The 20,413-nt window shown below is 65.7% G+C and carries 23 protein-coding genes and 2 tRNA genes; 9 read left to right on the top strand and 16 right to left on the bottom strand.

The genetic code is table 11. From position 1 onward, the window contains the following. Positions 1–48 precede the first annotated feature (48 nt). Positions 49–723: a DsbA family protein gene (locus tag N6C22_RS15350; RefSeq protein WP_261651998.1), complete on the top strand. Its 675-nt coding sequence runs from the start codon at positions 49–51 to the stop codon at positions 721–723. A 64-nt stretch (positions 724–787) separates the two neighbouring features. On the opposite strand, the gene N6C22_RS15345 is transcribed toward N6C22_RS15350, so the two are convergent. Continuing rightward, the gene (locus N6C22_RS15345) at positions 788–955 is read right to left on the bottom strand and encodes a hypothetical protein (protein WP_261651997.1); all 168 of its coding nucleotides are present in this window, start codon (positions 953–955) and stop codon (positions 788–790) included. A gap of 48 nt (positions 956–1,003) precedes the next feature. Further along, complete coding sequence (locus N6C22_RS15340; RefSeq protein WP_261651996.1) at positions 1,004–1,240, bottom strand: hypothetical protein; 237 nt, start codon at positions 1,238–1,240, stop codon at positions 1,004–1,006. Between the two features lie 243 nt (positions 1,241–1,483). Between N6C22_RS15340 and N6C22_RS15335 the strand changes: the two genes are divergently transcribed. After that, positions 1,484–2,017, top strand: coding sequence for a cob(I)yrinic acid a,c-diamide adenosyltransferase (locus tag N6C22_RS15335; protein ID WP_261651995.1), 534 nt, complete (start codon positions 1,484–1,486; stop codon positions 2,015–2,017). Positions 2,018–2,080: 63 nt separating this feature from the next. Further along, the gene (locus tag N6C22_RS15330; protein ID WP_261651994.1) at positions 2,081–2,659 is read left to right on the top strand and encodes a CAP domain-containing protein; all 579 of its coding nucleotides are present in this window, start codon (positions 2,081–2,083) and stop codon (positions 2,657–2,659) included. 22 nt (positions 2,660–2,681) lie between these two features. Here the strand turns inward: N6C22_RS15330 and N6C22_RS15325 are convergent, their stop codons facing one another. Continuing rightward, entirely contained in the window at positions 2,682–3,629 is a 948-nt protein-coding gene (locus N6C22_RS15325; protein WP_261651993.1) for an MBL fold metallo-hydrolase, read from the bottom strand. Between the two features lie 327 nt (positions 3,630–3,956). Here N6C22_RS15325 and N6C22_RS15320 point away from each other — a divergent pair, with 327 nt between their 5' ends. Then, positions 3,957–4,217, top strand: coding sequence for a hypothetical protein (locus tag N6C22_RS15320; protein WP_261651992.1), 261 nt, complete (start codon positions 3,957–3,959; stop codon positions 4,215–4,217). A gap of 53 nt (positions 4,218–4,270) precedes the next feature. Next, a tRNA-Val gene (locus N6C22_RS15315) sits at positions 4,271–4,345 on the top strand. A 227-nt stretch (positions 4,346–4,572) separates the two neighbouring features. On the opposite strand, the gene N6C22_RS15310 is transcribed toward N6C22_RS15315, so the two are convergent. The 4 genes from N6C22_RS15310 to N6C22_RS15295 all read right to left on the bottom strand — a co-directional run bounded on the left by N6C22_RS15310 (position 4,573) and on the right by N6C22_RS15295 (position 7,766). Beyond that, positions 4,573–4,746 (bottom strand): hypothetical protein, encoded by a 174-nt coding sequence (locus N6C22_RS15310; RefSeq protein WP_261651991.1) that lies wholly within the window; start codon positions 4,744–4,746, stop codon positions 4,573–4,575. A 392-nt stretch (positions 4,747–5,138) separates the two neighbouring features. After that, a tRNA-Glu gene (locus N6C22_RS15305) sits at positions 5,139–5,213 on the bottom strand. Positions 5,214–5,287: 74 nt separating this feature from the next. Further along, positions 5,288–6,526 (bottom strand): hypothetical protein, encoded by a 1,239-nt coding sequence (locus N6C22_RS15300; RefSeq protein WP_261651990.1) that lies wholly within the window; start codon positions 6,524–6,526, stop codon positions 5,288–5,290. A 34-nt stretch (positions 6,527–6,560) separates the two neighbouring features. Continuing rightward, positions 6,561–7,766 carry an amidohydrolase family protein gene (locus N6C22_RS15295; protein ID WP_261651989.1) on the bottom strand — a complete coding sequence of 402 codons (1,206 nt, stop codon included), beginning with the start codon at positions 7,764–7,766 and terminating at the stop codon, positions 6,561–6,563. 478 nt (positions 7,767–8,244) lie between these two features. Here N6C22_RS15295 and N6C22_RS15290 point away from each other — a divergent pair, with 478 nt between their 5' ends. Then, positions 8,245–8,607: a winged helix-turn-helix transcriptional regulator gene (locus N6C22_RS15290; RefSeq protein ID WP_261651988.1), complete on the top strand. Its 363-nt coding sequence runs from the start codon at positions 8,245–8,247 to the stop codon at positions 8,605–8,607. Here the strand turns inward: N6C22_RS15290 and N6C22_RS15285 are convergent, their stop codons facing one another. The 4 genes from N6C22_RS15285 to N6C22_RS15270 form a co-directional block, all read right to left on the bottom strand. Continuing rightward, positions 8,608–8,868, bottom strand: coding sequence for a hypothetical protein (locus N6C22_RS15285; RefSeq protein WP_261651987.1), 261 nt, complete (start codon positions 8,866–8,868; stop codon positions 8,608–8,610). It lies immediately after the preceding gene. Positions 8,869–9,112: 244 nt separating this feature from the next. Then, positions 9,113–9,856, bottom strand: a complete 744-nt coding sequence (gene thyX, locus N6C22_RS15280; RefSeq protein ID WP_261651986.1) for an FAD-dependent thymidylate synthase — start codon at positions 9,854–9,856, stop codon at positions 9,113–9,115. A 101-nt stretch (positions 9,857–9,957) separates the two neighbouring features. Then, positions 9,958–10,869 carry a DUF1028 domain-containing protein gene (locus N6C22_RS15275; RefSeq protein WP_261651985.1) on the bottom strand — a complete coding sequence of 304 codons (912 nt, stop codon included), beginning with the start codon at positions 10,867–10,869 and terminating at the stop codon, positions 9,958–9,960. Positions 10,870–11,006: 137 nt separating this feature from the next. Further along, entirely contained in the window at positions 11,007–11,477 is a 471-nt protein-coding gene (locus N6C22_RS15270) for a hypothetical protein (RefSeq protein WP_261651984.1), read from the bottom strand. Positions 11,478–11,743: 266 nt separating this feature from the next. Between N6C22_RS15270 and N6C22_RS15265 the strand changes: the two genes are divergently transcribed. Continuing rightward, complete coding sequence (locus tag N6C22_RS15265; RefSeq protein WP_261651983.1) at positions 11,744–12,469, top strand: TFIIB-type zinc ribbon-containing protein; 726 nt, start codon at positions 11,744–11,746, stop codon at positions 12,467–12,469. 7 nt (positions 12,470–12,476) lie between these two features. On the opposite strand, the gene N6C22_RS15260 is transcribed toward N6C22_RS15265, so the two are convergent. The 3 genes from N6C22_RS15260 to N6C22_RS15250 are packed head-to-tail and all read right to left on the bottom strand — an operon-like array spanning position 12,477 to position 14,266. After that, positions 12,477–12,854 (bottom strand): YrdB family protein, encoded by a 378-nt coding sequence (locus tag N6C22_RS15260; RefSeq protein ID WP_261651982.1) that lies wholly within the window; start codon positions 12,852–12,854, stop codon positions 12,477–12,479. Continuing rightward, complete coding sequence (locus tag N6C22_RS15255) at positions 12,854–13,315, bottom strand: SRPBCC domain-containing protein (RefSeq protein ID WP_261651981.1); 462 nt, start codon at positions 13,313–13,315, stop codon at positions 12,854–12,856. The genes N6C22_RS15260 and N6C22_RS15255 overlap by 1 nt, the downstream gene beginning before the upstream one ends. A 60-nt stretch (positions 13,316–13,375) precedes the next feature. Further along, the gene (locus N6C22_RS15250; protein ID WP_261651980.1) at positions 13,376–14,266 is read right to left on the bottom strand and encodes a bifunctional methylenetetrahydrofolate dehydrogenase/methenyltetrahydrofolate cyclohydrolase; all 891 of its coding nucleotides are present in this window, start codon (positions 14,264–14,266) and stop codon (positions 13,376–13,378) included. A gap of 145 nt (positions 14,267–14,411) precedes the next feature. Between N6C22_RS15250 and N6C22_RS15245 the strand changes: the two genes are divergently transcribed. Further along, entirely contained in the window at positions 14,412–14,759 is a 348-nt protein-coding gene (locus N6C22_RS15245; RefSeq protein ID WP_261651979.1) for a hypothetical protein, read from the top strand. 93 nt (positions 14,760–14,852) lie between these two features. On the opposite strand, the gene N6C22_RS15240 is transcribed toward N6C22_RS15245, so the two are convergent. Beyond that, positions 14,853–16,355 carry a methyl-accepting chemotaxis protein gene (locus N6C22_RS15240; RefSeq protein WP_261651978.1) on the bottom strand — a complete coding sequence of 501 codons (1,503 nt, stop codon included), beginning with the start codon at positions 16,353–16,355 and terminating at the stop codon, positions 14,853–14,855. A 385-nt stretch (positions 16,356–16,740) separates the two neighbouring features. Then, positions 16,741–17,988 carry a serine hydroxymethyltransferase gene (glyA, locus tag N6C22_RS15235; protein WP_261652571.1) on the bottom strand — a complete coding sequence of 416 codons (1,248 nt, stop codon included), beginning with the start codon at positions 17,986–17,988 and terminating at the stop codon, positions 16,741–16,743. A 133-nt stretch (positions 17,989–18,121) separates the two neighbouring features. Between glyA and N6C22_RS15230 the strand changes: the two genes are divergently transcribed. Beyond that, on the top strand, positions 18,122–20,194 hold the full coding sequence (locus N6C22_RS15230) for a hypothetical protein (RefSeq protein WP_261651977.1): 2,073 nt from the start codon (positions 18,122–18,124) through the stop codon (positions 20,192–20,194). Positions 20,195–20,413: the final 219 nt, after the last annotated feature.

Below are 20,413 nucleotides of genomic sequence, written 5' to 3'. Positions count from 1 at the left end.
CAGTACGTCGCTGGAAGCCTTATCGCTGAACGACACGTTCATCTGAGCATGAGGACGCAGACTTCACGACGATGGCTCCTCCGGGGGATCGGCGCTGGTGCAGTCACAACACTGGCGGGCTGTATGGGTAACCTGACGAACAGCGGCGGGCCGAAGGGTGACCAACCGGCCGCCGAGAAGCCGGCAGCGGGTGAGACGTCACTGCTGGCGGAGCCGACCCTCGGTGACCTGAACGCCCCGGTCGTCATCGAGGCCTACACCGACTATATGTGTGGGCACTGCAGCACCTTCCACCTGGATACGCTTCCGAGAGTGAAAGCGAAGTACCTCTCGACGGGTGACGTCTACTACGTCCACCGCGACTTCCCCATCCCACTGAACGAGTGGTCGTGGAACGTGGCACTGGCGGGCCGGAGCGTCCAGGCGAACGAGGGGATGGAGACGTTCTTCGCCTTTACCGAGGCCGCGTACGAAGAGCAGGCAAACATGAACTGGGCAACTATCGAGCAGGTCGCTCGCAGTGTGGGCGCGGATGGAAAGAAAATCGTCGCCGAGGCGAAAGACGGCGTGCATCGCCCGACCGTGAAAGCCGACCGCCAGTCGGGCATCGACCGCGGCGTGCGGGGTACCCCGACGTTCTTCGTGAACGGGGAAGAGCTCGTGCCAGAGAAGTCCTGGTGGTACACCGTCGACACCGGATTGCAGGCCGCACTGAACGAGTAACGACTCTTCTGCACACCGGTGTTACCACTCCAACCCCTGGGGTGAGACGGGAGAAGAGGCCGATTCAGGCTTCGCTGGTGTCGACGTTCCCGTCGATCTTGACGAACCCGTAGTCACACTCGGTGCAGTGCCACTTCACCTTCTCGCCGAGGTGCATCTCGGTGCTCGCGGCGCGGTAGAAGGTCTCGTCGTCCTCGCAATCCGGACAGTAGTGCTCGATTTCCAGGCTCATACCCAGCGGTCCGTGGCCCCGGAACTTTATCGATTCGGTCCGCGGCGGTTATCGGAAGAGTTCGTCGAGGTCGAGCCCCTCGACGTCGCCGGACTCGTCGCAGGCCGTTGGCGACGATGCGTCCCGGTCTGTCTCCGTGACGAACCCCTCGAACGCCGCCGAGTCGACCGCGTCGGGGGCGGGCTCCTCTTCGATGTCGGCGAGTGCCATCACCGCTTCGGGGGTGTTCTCTGCGTACGATTCCAGGACCTCGTCCGGGGCGACACGGGTGTTCGGGAGCGCCATACCATTGTTTGTGATTGCCTCACATATTAAATTACGTCAGACGGTTGGCAGACGATATGTCGCTTGCTGGCTGGAACGAGGTTCCACCAGCTCCTGATGCCCACCTTTCCCCGGCTATATTACCCCAATAAACCGCATCCCACGATACGAAATCCCCTCCGGCTGGAAACGAGGGGTCTCGAGTAACGGGCAACCGGTTCCGCCGCGAACCAAGTTAAGTGGCGGCCGCACGAAGGAGGGAACATGAAGATCTACACTGGACGTGGTGACGACGGCATGACCGACCTGCGGGACATGTCCCGGGTCGCGAAGACGAGCCCGCGCATCGAGGCGTACGGGACCGTCGACGAGTTGAACGCGCTCATTGGGACGGTCCGACCGACCGGCCACGACGACATCGACGAGAAGCTGGAGGGGGTCCAGAACCACCTCCACATCGTCCAGGCCGACTTCGCCAACCCCGACCCCGAGGATGACGACCCCGTCATCGAGGAGGCACACGTCGACACCGTCGAGGACTGGATCGACGAGTACGACGACGAGCTCGACCCGCTCACCTCGTTCATCCTTCCGACCGGCTCGGAAAAGGGGTCGAAGCTCCACCACGCCCGGGCGGTCTGTCGCCGCGCAGAGCGCCGGGCCGTCGCGATGGCCGCGAACGACCCGATCAACGAGGAGGCCGTCCAGTACCTCAATCGGCTCTCTGACGGGTTGTTCGTCTGGGCGCGCGTCGTCAACAAACGTGACGGCGTTCCCGAGGAGAATCCGACTTACTGAGCCCGTAGGGTACTACTGCGGCCCCAGCGCGCGCTTATTCGGCGCGAACACCTCCGTTCTCTCGTGAGTGCACTGGCCAGACTCCTGCTCGTCCTATCCATCGGCGCCCTCGTCCTGGCGCTGAACCCATCGCTCGTCCCCGTCGAGGCGCAGTACCAGCCGCCGGAACCCGAGGTGCCCGCCGACCTGGACGACGCTGCCATCGAGGCGGCCATCCACGACAAGGTCAACGAACTGCGCGTCGAGCAGGGACTCCGACCACTCGTGTTCGACCAGTCACTGGCGGAGGTCAGTCGCTACCACAGCAGCGACATGGCCGCGGCGGACTACGTCGGCCACGTCTCGCCGTCGGGCGAGACAGTACTCAACCGGTACGACCAGTTCCGGTACGACTGCCGCATCAGGGCCGGTACGGACAACGTCGTCTACGGCGGTGAGAACGTCTTCTTCGTCTCGTTCGCCGGTGTGTCCTACACCGACGACGAGATCGCCGAGCGCGCCGTCGACGGGTGGATGAACTCGACCGGACACCGCGAGAACCTGCTCTCTGACTACTGGTTCCGTGAGGGTGTCGGTGTCGTCGTCGACGTCGACGAGACCGCCGGCAACACCTCGGTGTACGTCACGCAGAACTTCTGCTGACGGGGCCGGTTACTCGTTCGAGTCAGGCCTGCTCGTACACCAGCATCCCACCGCGCTCGCGACGGGTCACTTCTCCGCGTGCTTCGAGGACGTCCAGGTGGCCGACGGCCTCGCTCATGCCCGAGAACTGCTCGGTCACCGGGAGGTCGTCGAACAGGCCGTGCATCACGTCGACGGCTGTCGTCGGCTCTTCGACCAGTTCCGCCACGTCCTGGGTGCGTTTCTCGTGTGCGTCGAGAATCTGAATGATCCGACCTGCTGGGTCGGTGATGCGGTCGCGGTGCCCGGGAAGGAGCAGGTCGTAGCCCGCGTCGCGCTGGCGCGCGAGCGACTCGTTGTACCGGGGGAGTACCCTCGGTCGCTCGGCACCGGGTTCCGGCGGCGGCTGGAGGAACGGGTTTGGCGTGATGTCCGGCAGGACGTTGTCGCCGACCACACCGACGTACTCGCCGTCGTCCTCGTAGGAGAAGGTCAACTCGCCGGCAGCGTGCCCCTCGACGCTCGCGACCTCGACCAGCGTGTCGTCGATGGTCATGTCGTCGCCGTCGCCGATGACGGTGTCAGTCTCCACGTCCGGCGCGTACCGCAGGAACACCTCGGGGAGGTCGGTCACGGACTCGGCCGTCGACTCGGCCATCCCGTTGCGCGCGAAGAAGTCGACGAAGAACTCCCGCTCGTACTCCCAGCGCCCCTCGAAGTCACCGATGATGTCGGCGCACTGCTCGCTGGCGTACACGTCGGCACCGAGTTCGCGGAACCGGTGTGCCAGCCCGAAGTGGTCGGGGTGTGGGTGCGTGATGATCACGCGCTCGATGTCCTCGGGCCCGAGCTCTCTGGTTTCCAGCCCGGACAGCAACGTGGACCAGGATTCCTCACTGTCCGGCCCGGGGTCGACGAGGGTCCGGCCCGCGAGATAGGCGTTGACCGGACCGACCTGAAACGGCGTCGGAATAGCGAACCGCTCGAACATACCCGTCCAGTCGGACCGCCGTCTGGTAAACCCTTGGCATCCGGTTGCCATGCTGTGTGTCGAAAGAGGCGGTCGGCGAGAAACAGGACAGGAGACTACCGAGTGATGCCCACGGCAGTCGGGGCACGCCGCACCTTCTTCGACGCGCCGAGTCTGGCTCGCTATGGGGTGTGTCGCCGACCGTGGTTTTAGGTGTGCCTAACAATTAGAAAAAGCCTGTGGTTTTGGCTGGCCTAAAAGCACCAGATGGGTTCGTGTCGCTGTGAAAACAAGAACCCGATGTACGGAGGGGAAAGGGTTAAACTCTTATCATGCGTATTGATGTGTATGAACAAGCATTTTAAAGACGCCCAGTACTACCTGAAGCGAGCCGGCGAGCACACCAAAGAGGGCGCAAAAGAGGAGTTCGAAACGCTCCAGCAGCGGTTCGACGACCTCCGCGGCAAGGAGTCGGAACCGGAGCCGTCCCGTGTCGAGAAACTCCAGCAGGACCTGAAGAGCTACGAGAAGAAGGCCGAGGGCAAGGTCAAGGAGAACGTCCGGGAAGCCCGCAAGAAGCTCGACGGGTACCGCAAGCAGGAAGCGTAGTCGCGGAAAGCAACTCTTAAGTTTGACAACCGGGTAGCCGAGAGTGCGAACCCGGGTTGGTGGTCTAGTCCGGTTATGACACCTCCTTCACACGGAGGAAGTCGGCAGTTCAAATCTGCCCCAACCCATTTTTACGAAACACGATACCGACGAGCGTCGCGTAGCGCGCGAGGAGTACAACGTGTTTCGTAAATTGGTCCGGGTAGATTTGAACCAGCGAGCACCGCGACGCGGTGCGAGTGAGGTTCAACATCTGCCCCAACCCACTGATTTTGTGCCGAACTGCACCGTGCAGTGCAACTCCGTTCTGCGACCTTTGTTTGCTTCACACGTCGTGTTCAGGAGAGTGGACGAATCATCGGTACTCGTCGTAGCGTGACCGGCGCTGTCCAAGCATGCGTTCTTTGATGTCGACGACCACGACGACGAACTCGTCCCAGAAGAGGAGTGCGATGCAGCTCCCCCCGGCGAGTATCGCGGCGAGACCGAGGAGGACGACCCATACCGTCGTGGAATCGTTCCCTCCCATTACGAGGGCGAGGAACCACGCGATCAGTCCGCCGAAAACCCAGCTGAGGGCTGCGTTGAGGGATCTCCACGGTGGCGGTCCGCTGTAAGTCATGAATAAATAACGCAGATGATTATCGGGATAATAAGCATTTCTGCCGGGTGAGCCATCGGTGCGTGTCGCTGGCCGAATTCACAAGACTGCCCATCACTTCCCTTCCGGTGCATCCATAGAATCGAACACCCCTCGCTATCGCTCGGTGAGTTGCTTCGTGAGAAGTGCTCCGTCAGGGATTCGAACCACGGTCTCTCCGCTCACTGCGTTCGCTTCGCTCCCTGATTCGAATCCCTTCCGTGCGCACTTTTGAACTTGAACACGGCTCGCTGTTGCTCGCCGATTCGAGATTGGAAAAGTGCTCCGTCAGGGATTCGAACCCTGGTCCTTGCCGTGAGAGGGCAAGATGATTGGCCGGACTACACCAACGGAGCGGTGCGTTCTTCGCATTACTTCGTATTGCAGGGATACTAAAAACCCTTGCGTTTCGACGGAGCCGTGGGGCGGTTTACCGTTCGACACCGTCGTCGTCTTCCTCGGCGAACGGGGAGCCCGCGGCGTCGGGTTCGTGGCCGGCGAGGCTGACGATGTTCTCGCGGCCGACGCGGAGTTTGCTGATGTCGCCTTCGTCCTCCATGTCCGAGAGCAGCATGCTGACCTTGGACTTCGACCAGTCGGTCTCGTCGACGATGTTGGACTGGCGCATGCGGCCACCGTGTTCTTCGAGGAGTTTGCGGACCCTGTCCTCGTCGGTGAGGAGTTCCTCGTCGCTGACGGCGGGTTCGGGTGCGGGTTCGTCGGGTTCGGGGGCGGATTCCGCGGTGGCCCCGCCGCTCATCTCGGCGGTGTCGGGACCCGTCGGGCCCTCGGTGCTGGTGGTCGTGGCTGCTGCACCGTCGTCGCGGCTGCGCCACCAGACGACGACGCCGCCCACGCCGACCAGGGCGACCACGAGCAGGATGGGCATGGTCGGGAAGCCGCCGCCGGCGTCGGAGGGTCCAGCGTCGGTGGTTCCGTCACCGGGGGCGGTCGTTTCACCGCCGCCGGAGGTCGTCCCACCGGCCGAGTCTGCGGGGACGACCTCGATTCGCGGGCGCTCGTCGGAGAACTGCTTCTCGCCCTGCCACGTCACGGAGTCGCTGGTGGCCGGCGAGTCCCCGGAGAACGTCCCTTCGGGCGTGACCGAGGCGAACGCGAGGTTCGGTCCGGTCTCGACAACGAGGGACTGGCTCGGGCCGATGTAGAGGCCGCCTTCGAAGACGTCGCTGACGACGAGCCGGTCGCCCGACTCGCGGGCGAAGCCGGTCCAGACGAACGACATCTCGACGACGCCGATGTCGTTGAAGCCGGTCTGGATGTTCGCGCGGCGCTGGAAGCCGGTCGCGGTCATCTCGCGGCCGGTCTGGTTACGGCCGGCGGCGACGAGGCTGTCGGCCCGACGTTGGAAGTCGGTCCAGAGCTCCGTCTCGTTGTTCTCGAATCGTTCGGCGAACTCCTCGAACTGCGAGCGCTCGGATTCGTTGAGATTTCGCTCGTAGTGGATGGCGAAGCGTGCCGATCCGTTCTCGTACAGCCGAATCTGGAACTGTGTGCGGTCGAACTCCTGCGCGCCTGCGAGGTCTCCACGTGGGGCGTCCACGGTCGGGGTGGGTGCCTGCGCGACCTCGGCGGTCGGGCTCGTACCCGCGAGTATGGCCGCGCCCACGAGGAGGACGACGATTGTTCCGACACCAAGTGACCGACGCATTCGTCCACCCATTCTCGGGGAGGGGTAAAGAACGCTAGGCCATGTGATTGACGAATCGCCCGCGCGCCATGACACGCTCTGGCTGTTGCCACGCGCTCACATCCTCGCGGGGGTCGGCCGGGAGGACGACGAGGTCCGCGGCGAGGCCCGGCGCGACGCGACCGGTCTCGTCACCGATGCCCAGAAGCTCGGCAGCGTTGCTCGTAGCCGCTTCGAGCGCCTCTTCGGGCGTCATGCCGTACTCGACGAGGAGTTCGAGTTCGTGTGGGATGTCCGCGAACCGGTTGTACGGTGTGCCCGCGTCGGTGCCCATCGCGACGGTGACGCCCGCGGCGAGCGCGTGCTCGAAGGCGTCCGCGAACGCGTCCTGGGCGTGTTCGCCCTTCTCGACGGCCCACTCGGGGATGGTCCCCTGGTCGGCGTTGTCGACGATGCCGTGGACCGCGCTCGCCGTGGGCACCCAGTAGGTTCCCGCCTCGGCCATGGCCTCGGCTGCGCGTTCGTCCATGTACGTGCCGTGTTCGATGCTCGTGATGCCGGCGGCGACCGCGTTCTCGATGCCCTGTGTCCCGTGGGCGTGGGCGGCGGTCGGGACACCTTTCGCGCTCGCGGCGTCGACCAGCGCGGTGAGTTCGTCCGGGGTGAGTTCGGGTGAGCCTGTCTGTGCGCCCTCGGTCAGGACCCCACCGGTCGCCATGCACTTGACCACGTCAGCACCGGCTTTGAGCTGTTCGCGGACGGCCTTGCGAACCTCGTGGGGGCCGTCGGCCTCGCGGCCGAACCAGTGCCCGTGCCCGCCGGTCATGACGATGTTTCGCCCGCATGCCTGGACTCGCGGGCCCGCGAGGACGCCACGGTCGACTGCGGTCCGGGCGTCGATGGCGATGTCGTCGGGTGCGCCGAGGTCCCTGACGGTGGTGACGCCGGTCTCGACCGCGGCGCGGAGGTTCCGTGTCGCCTGGTAGGCGAGGCTCGCGGTCGAGGCGTCCACGTTGGCCGAGGGGTTCGGCCTGGCGTCCATCATGAGGTGGACGTGCGCGTCGACGAGGCCGGGCGCGAGGTACGCGCCGTCGAGGTGGGTGACGGAATCGGGGTCGGCTGCACTGGCGTGGTCCGCCCCGCCGTCGTCGCTGTCGACCGGGTCGATACTGACGATGCGGTCGTCTTCGACCACGACGGTGGCCTCGCGCGCACCGTCTGCGTCGACGACGACACCGCCGCGGAAGACGTGCGTCGTCATTCGCGTCCCTCCGGTCGGTCGCTATGGGCGGTCGGTGGATTCACGGACTGGTCGGCGACGGTGCGACCGGCGGCGGACTCGCTGGCACGTAGCGGTTGCGTCACGACTACCGGGTTCGCGGCGTGGCAGGAAAAAACCGACCAGTGAAGGATGACGACTCACACGGTCGGACCAACCGTCGCATGGGTGAGTGCGGGTTGGCGTGGTGGTTCGGGTTGTCTGATTGGGTGGTGGTTCGGGTGGGTGTGTGCCTCTGACGGGGCAGTGATGGGTGGGGGGATGGGTGGGGGTCGTCCAGTCAGGGTGTCGGCAACCTCGGGTGGTGCTGCCGTCACACCCTACCATACGCTTGCGTGTGGGTCCCTATAAAATCACCGGTGATGATTACTATTGGCCATCGAACCGTGAAATTGCCATTAGATAGAAATAACAGGGGCGACCAAGTAGTATACAACGGCTCAGCCGGGAGTGTGTAACAGTGAGACTACGCCAACCAACCGATTTCCTGATACTCGAAGCGCTGCAAGCGCAGGGCAGAAACGTCGCGACCAACCTCGCCCATCACACGGGCAAGAGTCGCAAGAACATCAACAGTCGGCTCCCCGTCCTCGCCGACTACAAGCTCGTCGAGAAGATCGGGCCCGCCGAACGGTCCGGACTCTACGAGATAACCAAGAAGGGCAAGATCGCGCTGATGTACCAGGACCAGTACGACGAGGTCGACGACTTCGGCTCGCTCATCGAGGGCCCGCACGCAAGCGACCCGCAAGCCGGGTCCCAGCCACAGGGCCAGCTCGTCCGTGGGAGCGACGAAGACGAAGAGAACGACTCCGACGACTGATCAGCGTTCGAGGCCAGCAAGCGTTCGCGTCTGGCTCCGATTCTGTGCGGATTTTTCGACGCAGGTCACACACCAGACACCTGGTGTGCTGTCGCTGCCGCCGCCGTCCGTAACGAGGGTCGACGCCGCGTAGCGTGACTGGACCTGTCCACAGCCGTCACAGCGGAACGATTTCGGTGGGACGTCCTGTCGTTCGATGGCGTCTGCGATCGCTCTGTACTCCTGTCTGCGGCGACGGACCCGCGGGTGCAGGCCGGACACCGCCTCTACGAAACCTCCCCAGATTTCCCCCATCTCAGATGAGTATTCACACTACTGTCTCATTAGTAAGCGCTCATTGTCACGTGGTACCAGTTCGGGACCTTGGTGAAGGGGCGGTTACCCCGCCGCTAACCTGGCATTAGGTGGAACGGTTCTCCATCGTTCACCACGACACCGTCTCTCGAATCAGCAGTGGCGGTCACCGAAGGTCGCGCTTGAACGCTCGCGGTCGGCCCTTGCAGGGTCAGGGTGCGAGGCGATTCTTCCGGTTGCGCATGTTCTCCTCGTAGTAGTCGAACGTGATGGGGCACCACTCGGCCGCGAGGTCGAGGACCTGCTCGGTGAGGTCCCGGATCTCCCACTGCGCGTCGGCGGCCGCGCGCATGTCCGCGACGTGCATCAGCATCCGGACGTTCATCGACATCACCATGTTCACCTTGGTGCCGATGGGGAGGACGAACCGGGCGTCCTCCGGCGGCATCCCGAGGTCGAGCAGGCGCTGGTACTCCTCGACGCTCCGGGTGACCGACTCCCGGAACACCTCCTCGCGCTCGGCGACGACCTCCTCGTCGACCGCGCCGGTCTTCTGGTTCCGGCCGACCCAGTTCGGGTCCGACGCCGACGGCGGGGTCACGACCAGTTCGCCCTCGCGGACGTCCGCGGGGTCCACGTCGTCGAAGGAGACGTACCGCATCGACTGCACGTCGAAGCTGACGTGGCGGTGGCGGGTGATCTGTGCCATACAGGAGCGGCTGACGCCTTTCACCGCGACGGTGATCTGGGGGTGCTCGAACGGGCCGTAGTGCCCGTGGCTCAGGAGGTGCCCGATGAGCGTCTCCTGTTTCTCCTGCATGCTGTCGCCGTCGATACCCGCCATCACCGTCTCGAAGTCGTCCTCGCCGACGAAGTCGCTGTAGTAGTCGTTTCGCGCCGCCTTGCAGATGAGCTCTTCCGGGTTCTCGGTGGCTTCGAGCAGTTGGACCTTCATGAGTGCCTCGTTGGATGCGTGGTCACGTCGCTGCCGTTTCAATCTATCTGGTCGTGGTCGCCGTCGAAACGGCGGGAGAAGAGACCGACTGCCCGGGTCGCCTACTTCCGGTCCAGCCGCTGCAGGCCGTGCCAGATGGCGTCGACCAGCTTCTGCTCGCCGTCGCCGGAAGCGTCGTCCCAGCCGCGCGCCAGGGCGTCCTCCAGCACCGCGAGGTCGTGGTTCTCGAAGTTGTTCATGCCGCGGAACGACTCCAGTGCCTCGCGTTCGTCCTCGCCGAACTCCTCGGCAGGGTCGTCCTCGTAGAAGCCGAGGTCGGCCAGCGTCGCACAGACCTCACGAGCCACGTCACCGTCGAGGTCGCGCGTCTCCTCGGGCTCCTCGCGCGCGAGCAACGTGATGTCGTACAGCCGGAACACCCGTTCGAGTTCGTCGATGGGGTGCTCGTGGTCGTCGACGCGCACGTCGACCCAGCGGTCGTTCCCACCGTCGTAGCCGCCCTCGGGCTTGGCGATGTAGAGCGCCGCGGACTGCTCGCCACGGGAGTCGCCGCCAGCGTCGTTCCCCGCATGCAAGGCCGCGATGAGCTTCTCGGGAAGGCCGCCGTCGGCCGATTCGAAGGTGTCGGCCATCGCGGTGAGGGTCTCCTCGTTCTCGAGGATGTTGCCTTGTACCGTGTAGTGCTCGCCCTGGATGTCGCCGCAGACGTCGAAGCACTCCTCACCGGTGAAGGCGTCGACGGAGCCGTCCTGGCCGACCACGCCGATCTGGCGGCGCGGGGCCTCTGGGTCGGCGGCGGTGAGTTCGTCGATGACCTCCTCGGCTGTCCTGCCTTCGCGGAGCAGGTCCAGCCCGTCGGGGCCGTAGGCGACGTTCGCGAAGCTCTGGGTCGCGATGGCCCCGGCGTCGGCGCTGGCGAAGGGGACCACGGAGCCGACGCTGATGAACTTCGACTGGACGGCGATACCGACCGCGTCGGATTCGGGGTCCCGCGCGACGATAGAGAACGTCATGCGCGGACACCTCCGTGTCCGACGCGCGAACCGTGTAGAGACATGTCTGTCACCTCGGTAGGGCGCGTGAAAAGCCTACGGCACCCGGCAGGCCGGTCGGACGGCTGGCTGGCCGGGAGCGGTGGTCGGGAAGGCGGTCAGTCCGCGGGCGACACCTCCAGCACGCCACCGGTCGTGGTGCGCGTCGACTCCGAATCGGTCGCCGCCGAGTCCGTCGACTCGGATGCCGGTGCCTCGACCTCGCGCTTCGCCACGGTCAGTGGCTGGCGCGAGACGAGTTCGCAGTCGAATCTGGGGTGCTCGGCGTAGTGCCAGACCAGCATGTGCCGGCGGCCACCCGTGAGGCCGGTGTGCCCCACGTCCTCGGCGGTGAACTCGTCCGGCAGGCGGCCGAACAGGCGCGCACAGGCCTCGAACGAGTCGAACACTTTCCGGTGGCCGGCCGAGTTCGCGCCGCGACGCTCGACCACGTAACTGCCGTCCTCGCGATGGGTGCAGGTCGTGTGGACGAACTCGTGTGTCTGTGTCACCGCGTCGGCCAGCTGGTCGCGTAGCTCCAGGGCGTCTTCGCGGCTCAGTTCGTACGTCTCGTCGCCGACAGCGAGCAACAGGCCGTGGCTGTCGGTTGTAACCGTAAGGTTAGGCTCGTCGGTGGAGAATTTCTCGATCAGCCGCGTCGAAGCGACTTCCTCTATCCTCCGGCGTCTGTGTAGACATCGGTGCCCCATCCTACGTGAGAGCCCTCAATAAGCGTGGTGGTCGTACAGGTCGGGGTGTCGAACCGGCCTGGCGACACGTCCCGACACCGCCGTCACCGACGGTGCTGCCGGTCCCGACCGTCGGTCATTTCACGGACCCCGGCGTACCCCCGCGCATGGAGATACGCGGCGAGCGCGAGTGCAAGAACTGCGGGGCGCGGTGGTCGTACTACGACACGGGGAGCGTCGCCTGCCCCGAGTGTGAGAGCCTCCACAGCGTCGGCGTCGACGACGACCGGAAGCTCCACACGGCGAACCGGGTCGAACTCGACCTCACCGAGGCCGTCTCACAACTCGACGAGGTGCCCGAGGACGAGGCGCTGTCGACGGTGAAGTCGACCTGTCGCGAGTTCCAGCGCAAGCACGGCTTCGTCCACGCTGGCGAGTTGCGCGACCTCGACGACACCTACCTGGTCGCGGGCGAACTGCTGCAGGTCGCCGACATGGTCGGGCGGTCGCTCGGCCGTGACGACGACGAGGAGTTCTACCTGCTCTCGCTCCTGCGCGGGGACGAGGCCGACCGACCCGCCCCCGACGAGGTTCCAGAGTCCCTCCGTGAGGGGCGCGGGCTCGCCTACGCGGAAGCGGTCCGGGAGTACCGGCGAGAGCTCAGGGAGTGGGCCGACGCCAGCGACGTCACCATCGACCGCCCGGCGACCGAGGTGCTCTCGTCCATCGACGAGCACGCCAAACGCATCCGGGCGCTGGAGGGCGACGTCCCGGCGCGCGAGGCGGAGCGACTCGTCACCGTGCTGCGCGAGGTCACCCGCTACGTCAGGGACGACGACGAGGCGGCGCTGGCGCAGGCACAGAACAGGCTGTCGGGACTGGACGAGAACTGAACGGCGGTCAGAATTCTTCGAGCGAGAGGGACGCGACGGCTGCCCGGTCCACCACCGCGACGACCGCGAACACGACCGCGAGTAGCGGCTGTCCTGCGGCGTACAGGGCGACTGCAGCCACACCGAAGACGAGCACCTCGACGGCCAGCCTGGCCACCCCGCGAAGGGGTATTCTCGCCTTCGGGGAGACGAACGTCCCCCAGACGATGGCGGCCAGGAGCGGCGCACCGAGGCCGAGGGCGAGGCTCGCCAGCGTCGACCCGCCGGTCCTGAACCCCCAGTACCCCAGCGCGAGCAGCCCGGCGAGCTCGAGTAGGAACCGGACACCGAGCACCAGCTGGGCCAGCCCGCCGAGTCGGTCGGTGGGGGTCGTCGCTTCCGTCATCAGGTGGTGATGGATTCGGTCGTCGCGTCGGCCGTGGATTCGGCTCGCGCTTTCACGGCGGCGTTCACGCCCTCGAAGTTCCGGCGGGTCTGCTCGCCGAACACGCGGAGGACGAGCCCGGCGAGGACCCCCGAGAACGACTCCGACTGGGTGAGCCGAGTCCGGCCCTCGCCGAGGTCCTCGACCTGGAAGCGGTGTTCGCCGTCGAATAGCCCCCGGACGAACAGGTGGCCGAGCCACGCGAACTCGTGGCCCTCGTCGACCGTCACGACGGTCGGGGTGAACGTCGGCATGCGGCCGGCGTCTGGGCCCGGCGCGACCCGCAGTGTCTCGCCCTCGGCGAGGGTGCCCGAGACGATGGAGTGGCGGTTCCACTCGGGGTAGCTGTCGAAGTCGGTGAGGACGGCCCAGACCACCTCGGCCGGAGCGTCGATGTCGATGGTGGTGACGAGTGGATTCATGCACAGTCGACGCTCGCTGAGGAGATGAATGTAGTGTGATACGATTCGGCAGCGCGTGGCCTACAGGTCGACGTCGACGCCCGACTCCAGGCTCGCGGCCCGGACCGTGTTGTACAGCAGCATCGCGATGGTCATCGGACCGACGCCGCCGGGCGAGGGCGAGATGACCGACGCCTTCTCTTTCGCGCTCTCGAACTCCACGTCGCCGGTGAGGGTGTAGCCCTTCTCGTTGTCCGCGTCGACGCGGTTCGTGCCCACGTCGATGACGACCACGCCCTCCGAGAGCATGTCGCCGGTGAGCATCTCGGGGACGCCGACCGCGGCGATGATGATGTCCGCGTTCCGGGTCTTCGCTTCGAGGTCCTGGGTCCGGGAGTGACAGACCGTCACGGTGGCGTTCCCGCCCTCGGCCTTCTGGATGAGCAGGTTCGCCATCGGCTTGCCGACGATGTCGGAGCGCCCCATGACGACGACGTCCTTGCCCTCGACGTCCACGTCGGCGGAGGCGAGCAGCTTCTGGATGCCGTGGGGCGTGCAGGGCTTGAACCGCGGCTCGCCGGCGACGAGGCGGCCGACGTTCTCCGGGTGGAAGCCGTCGACGTCCTTCATCGGGTCGACCCGTCGGAGGACCTCGCGCTGGTCGACGTGGTCCGGGACGGGCATCTGGACGAGGATCCCGTGAATCGAGGGGTCCGCGTTCAGCTCGTCGATGGTGTCGTACAGCTCCTGGGCGGGCGCGTCGGGGTCGATCTCGACGGTCGTGCCGTCGATGCCGACCTCCTCGCAGGCCCGCTGTTTCATCGAGACGTAGGTCTGGGAGCCGCCGTCGTCGCTCATCAGGACCGTGGCGAGACCGGGGGTCACACCCTCGGCTTCCAGTGTGTCGATGGCGTCGGCGACGTCCGCGCGAACATCCTCGGCAACCGCGTTGCCGTCGATGACGTGAGTCATTACGTCGGGCTTGGCGGACCGACCCCTTCAACCCTCGGGTTCGTGCTCATCTCTCCGTCTCCGAGGCGAGAATAGTGCATTATCTTGCATACTCTCGGGGCGCTAATGAGTCGATAGTGAAGACGGTCGGCGTCGTCGGAAGTGTATGGTTCTCCGATGGATTCTCCGACTCGTGCGCGGGCAGGCGACCCGGGCGGTCGACGTCCGCAAGCGGTCGTACCGGAAGCACACGCTCGCGCTCGTCCAGCACCCGGTTCGCACCGTGATACAGACCACGGTCGGGACGGTGTTGCTGTTGGTCCTGTTCGTCTTCGCGACCAACCCCGAGGGGCTCCAGGCGGTCGCCGCCAGCGAGGCGGTGTCGATGCTGGACATCGTCGGGCTGTTCCCCGGCCCCATCGGTTTCGGGCTCGCGGTCGCGGCCGCGGTGGTCCTGACGCTCGTCGGGACCGTCCTCAGCGGGGTCAGCCACGACCTCAAGAAGCAGTACTAGGCGAAGGAACGGACAGACAAAGGCGAGGGACAGGACAGACAAGTGAGGGGCCGAGGGCGAACGCGAACTCCGTCACGGCGGGGTCGACGCGGCTCAGTCGTCACCCGGAACCGCCGTTCCGCCGGGGCCCTCACAGGTGTCGAACTGCTCGAGCAACCCACAGAGGTCCTTCGAGCGTCGTTCGAGCAGGTCGTTCGTCCGCTGGACCGTCGTTACCGCACCGAGCTGTGCGTCGGCCGCATCGGCGACGTCCTCCGTCGCTCGGGTCGTCCCACGGCTGATAGCCGCCACGTCGGTCGTCTCGGTTCTGACCGTCTGCGTCCGGGCCGCCTGCTGGGTCAGTGCGCCCGCGATGTTCTGGACGCCTTCGTCCACCTGCTCGACGTGGTCGTCCACCGCCGCGAGTGCGTCGAGCGTCTCGTCGACCGCCTGCAGGCCCGTCCCGACGTCGGCGGTCATCTGCTGCATGTCGGAGACGACCGCGCCCGTGTCCGACTTGATGCCGTCGACGAGGTGACTGATCTCGGTCGAGCGCTGCTTCGCGTCGGCCGAGAGCTCCTTGACCTGCTGGGCGATGACGCCGAACCCCTGGGTGGAGTCGGGGTTGGTACTGGCCTTCGACGCCTCGATGTTGGCGTTCAGCGCGAGCATGTTCGTCTCGGAGGCGATCTCGGTGATGGCGGTCGACATCTCGTCGATGCGGTCGATGCGGTCGTGGAGTGACTTCACGTCACCGACGACCTGCTGGGTGCTCTCTCGGATGTCACGCATCGCCCGTGCCGTGTCTGCAACTGCCGTGCGACCCTCCTCGTTCGCCTCGACCGCGCGCTCGGAGCGTTTCGCGACCGTCTCGGCGGTCGCCGACATCTCCTCGATGGTGCTCGAGAGCTCGGTCATGGCGTCGCTCACCGCGGTTATCTTCTCGGTCTGTGCCTGCGCCCCGCGCTCGATGCGGTCGATGGTCTGGTGGACGTCCTGGCTCCGTTCGCCGACCTCGGCGATCTGTTCGGACGCGTTCATGCTCGCCTGGGCGACGGTCTGGGCGAACGACTGCGCCTCCGCGTGGGCGGGCTCGAGTTCGTCCAGCATGTCGTTGAACGACCGGGCGACCGAGCGCATCGCCTCGTTCTCGGTCTCCTCGGTCGGGAGCCGCCGCGAGAGGTCGCCCTCGGCACATGCGGCCATGGTTCGGCCGTAGCGCTCGGCGGTCCGCTCGAGGTGATCGTTCATCACCTGCAGGTCCTTCTGTGCGTCTTCTGCCTCCTGGCGCGCCTGTTCGGCCTCTGCGAGCGATCTGCGCAGGCCGTCCCGCATACCCGCGATGGCCTGTGAAAGCTCCCCTATCTCGTCGGTGCGGTCGGTCGCGAGTTCGACGTCGAACTCGCCGTTCTCGACGGCCTTGGCCTTCTCCGTGAGTGCCCGGACCTCGACGAACTGCGAGAGCGACCCGAAGCCGAGCGCGCTCATGATGGCGACCGTGGTCGCCAGTCCCAGCACGAACAGCGTATAGTTCGCCGTCTCGAAGAACAGGTAGACAGAGACCGACCCCCCGATCAGTCCGATGAGCCCGACGCCGACCGTCAGCTGGAGCTCCAAACTGTTCCTGAAATGGTTTGTGAGCGATACCGCTGGTAACCGCTGTTGCAGACCCCCTAACATCTCCCCGACCCAACAGACGATTGCCACGTGCATAAGTGTTCGTGCATTAACACCAAAGCGCACGGTGGGCGGTAATGGGCGTCCCGGTGGGCCTCAGCGCACTATCCTCGCATTCGGAGAAGTGACGGGAAAGTTAATTACTGGTCGATATCACTCCTCGTGGCGTGGCCTTGCCGGTAACACGTGTCACTGATGACCGATGGTGTATTTCGTGGGTACTCGGCGGGTCGTGGCTGGTGACTGACACAGGCCGCGGAAAGAATGAGGGGGTCGACGCGGGTCGGTCGTATGAGGTGGTCGACGCGGGTCGGTCGCGGTGGCCTTATTCGTACAGCGGGTTCGCCGCACAGAGGTCCTTGACCGTCTCGGCGACGTCGGCCTTGACGTCCTCGTCGTCGGGATGGTCGATGACCTTCGCGATGCACTCGGCGACGACGCGCATGTCGTCCTCGTCGAAGCCACGGGTCGTCAGCGCGGGCGTGCCAGCGCGGATGCCCGACGGGTTGAACGCGGAGCGCGTCTCGCCGGGGACCGTGTTGCCGTTCAGGACGATGCCGGTCTCTTCGAGGGCCTCCTCGGCGTCACCGCCGGTCGTGTCCGGGTGCGACGGGCGCAGGTCGACGAGCACGAGGTGGTTGTCCGTACCGCCGGAGACGAGTTCGAAGCCGTGGTCCTGGAGCTCCTCGGCGAGGACCTTCGCGTTCGCGACGGTCTGCTCGGAGTACTCGGTGAACTCGGGCTGGAGCGCCTCCTTGAAACCGACGGCCTTGCCGGCGATGTTGTGCATGAGGGGACCGCCCTGTGCACCCGGGAAGACCGCCTTGTCGATGTCCGAGGCGTACTCCTCGTCGCACATGATGATGCCACCGCGGCCGGCGCGGATGGTCTTGTGCGTGCTGCCCGTGACGAAGTCGGCGATGCCGACCGGGGACTCGTGGACGCCCGCGGCGACGAGGCCGGTGATGTGGGCGATGTCGGCGAGGTGGTAGGCGTCGACCGCGTCGGCGGCGTCCTGTATCTTCTCCCACTCGACCTCGCGCGGGTACGCGGAGTAGCCCGAGACGATGATGTCCGGCTCGAACTCCTCGGCCTGCTCGCGGACCTCGTCGTAGTCGATGTAGCCCGTCTCCGGGTCGACCTCGTACTGTTCGACCTCGTAGGTCTGGCCCGTGAAGTTCGCCGGGTGGCCGTGGCTCAGGTGGCCGCCGTGGGTCAGGTCCAGCGAGAGGATCTTGTCGCCGGGGGACAGCATAGCCAGGTAGACGCCCATGTTGGCAGAGGAACCGGAGTGGGGCTGGACGTTGACGTGCTCGGCACCCCAGAGCTCTTTGGCGTACTCGATGGCTTTCTCCTCGACGGTGTCGGCGTACTCACAGCCGCCGTAGTAGCGCTTGCCGGGGTACCCCTCGGCGTACTTGTTCGTCAGGACGGAACTCTGTGCTTCGAGTACCGCCTCGGAGACGTGGTTCTCGCTGGCGATCATCGCCAGTGTCTCGTTCTGTCGTGTCTCCTCGCCGTCGAGGGCGTCTGCGATATCGGGGTCGACCTCGCGAACGTGCTCGTAGTCCATGTTCGAATCGGGGTTCGGTCGTTCCATAAGTGTACCTTCTTCGGGGCATCTTGTCGCCGTCCGCCCCCACGCGACGTGGTCTCATCGCACACCCGATACATCTAACTGTCACTAGTGATATTCTCCAATTCGCATGATAGAGTGGGAGGTGACGACGGACGGTCTCCGGGTAATCGACCCGGGGAACGCCGAATTCACCGTCCGCGGGTCGGCCCTGCACGGGGCCGACTCCGGCTCTGCACTCCCACGCCCCGTCGACACCACGGTCGACTGCGCCGCCACCGAACTCCGGTTCCCCATCTCGGTTGTGTACGTCGCCTCGCAGTCGAGCGAGGCCACCTACGACCTGGAGAACGACACCGGCCCACTGGAACTCCCGCCCGGTGAGTACATCGTCGACCTCGACACAGACATCAAGACGTACCTGCGCGCGGACGGGCCGCTCACCATCTCCAAGACCAGTGACTTCGAGGAGGTGGTCGTCTCGTTCCCGGAGCGGACCGACTGTACCATCGGGTTCCGGAGCCGGAGCGAACGGCCACCGGGGACCATCGTGGTGCCACCGACTCCCGAGGGGATGGCGACGGCGCTCACCCACCTCTCGGCCTCGCACAAGACCAGCGCCCCGGACCGGACCTACCCGACGCTGCGGGGACATCCCCCGCTCGTCGAGACGGGTGAGTCCGTCGAGATCCCCGACGCTATCGCCGAGGCGACCCCCGACGTCGGTATCGAACTGCTCGTCCCGCCCACCTTCGAGGAGCTGTTCGTGACCGCACCGCTGGCGTACTACCTGCAGGCCGACGTCGAGGTCGTCGACACGCTCGACGCGCCGATGCTGTGCGCCCCGAGCGCGGGCATCCGCCACGACCTCGGGACCGGCTCGGCGCTGGAGCGGACCACGACCGAGTTGCTCCGGAAGGTGTTCTTCCTCGACTGTCTGGTCCGCAACGCCGGGCCGTACGGGACGAACCTCGCCGAGGAGAGCCTGCTCGACGCCCTCAGCCTGCCGAGCCAGGAGCTGTACCACGGGACCCCGGTCGAGCGTCTGGAGACGTACCTCGACGTGCCCTACGCCGCCATCGAACACCGGCTGCCCGACTGGCACCTCGCGATGTACGTCGAGCCGGAACCAGCCATGCTGGAGACGGTCCCGTTCCTGCTCCACAACCTGAGTATGCTGTACCCGCCCCGGACCTCGGAACTGGAGGGCTCGGAGCTCGTCCAGCGCTCGCTCGACGACTTCTACCGTGGCGGCTCGCGCACGGGCCCGGGACAGGTCGCGTCCGTCGACATCGTGAAACCGGAACTCCGGGGTGGCCGGGTCCACGGCTGGCTGGCCGACGGCGTCCCCATCGACGTGTTCAAATCGACCCCGGCGGCGTACCGGAACCGACAGAAGTACGTCGAACGCGACGCCGAATCGGCCCGCGTCACCGTCGTCCTCAACGACGAGAAGATGGACGCGGAACACGCCGACGTCGCCGCCATCTACCGGTCGCGTGCGCAGGACCTCCCGCTGTCGGTCGACGTGCAAGAGCACCTCACGACGGGGCAACTCGCCCGCGTGTTCGAGTCCGAGAACGACTTCGTCCACTACATCGGCCACTGCGAAGAGGGCGGGCTTCGCTGCCCGGACGGCTACCTTCCGACCGACAGCCTCTCCGAGTGCAACACCCAGACGTTCTTCCTGAACGCCTGTGGCTCGTTCCACGAGGGGATGGGGCTGGTGGAGAAGGGCGCGGTCACCGGCGCTGTCACCTTCACGCAGGTGCTCAACGACCACGCGGTGAAGGTCGGGTCGGCGTTCGCCCGCCTGCTCATCCACGGCTTCTCGTTCGAGCGTGCCCTGCGTATCGCCCGTCGCCGCATCATGATGGGCAAGGACTACGCGGTCGTCGGTGACGGGACGCACACCCTCACGCAGACGACCAACCGGCTCCCGACGACCGCCGAACTCGAACGGCTCGGCGCGGACCAGTACTTCCTCACCTTCGACCAGTTCTCGCTCCAGTACGCCGGCAGCTACTATCACCCGTACGTCGAGGGCAACGAGTACTCGTACCTCTGTGGGAACGAGTCCGAGTTCGCGCTGTCGCGCACCGCGGTGCTCGACTTCCTCGACCGCGCCGACACCTCGGTCATCTACGAAGGCGAGTTCTACTGGTCGGACGACCTCGCCGCGAGACTGCGAGAAGAGACGTGAAGAGACGGTTTCGTGACGCCAGTACCGGCCTCAGGGGCCCGTGTACGGACTGCTCCCGCCGTCGAGCGAGGGGCATCGACGGCTGGTCCGCTGCACTTCGTGGGGTGTGGTCTGCTGTCCCATGAGTGAACAGTCACATACTCCAACAGTGGACGGCTTATATTTTTGGGCCTCCCACCCGCCATCGTTGTGGTCACACGAACCAGGGAGGATTCAACC

The organism is Haloarchaeobius sp. HME9146 (assembly GCF_025399835.1).
GTDB lineage: Archaea > Halobacteriota > Halobacteria > Halobacteriales > Natrialbaceae > Haloarchaeobius.
This window is presented reverse-complemented; position numbering and strand designations above follow the sequence as displayed.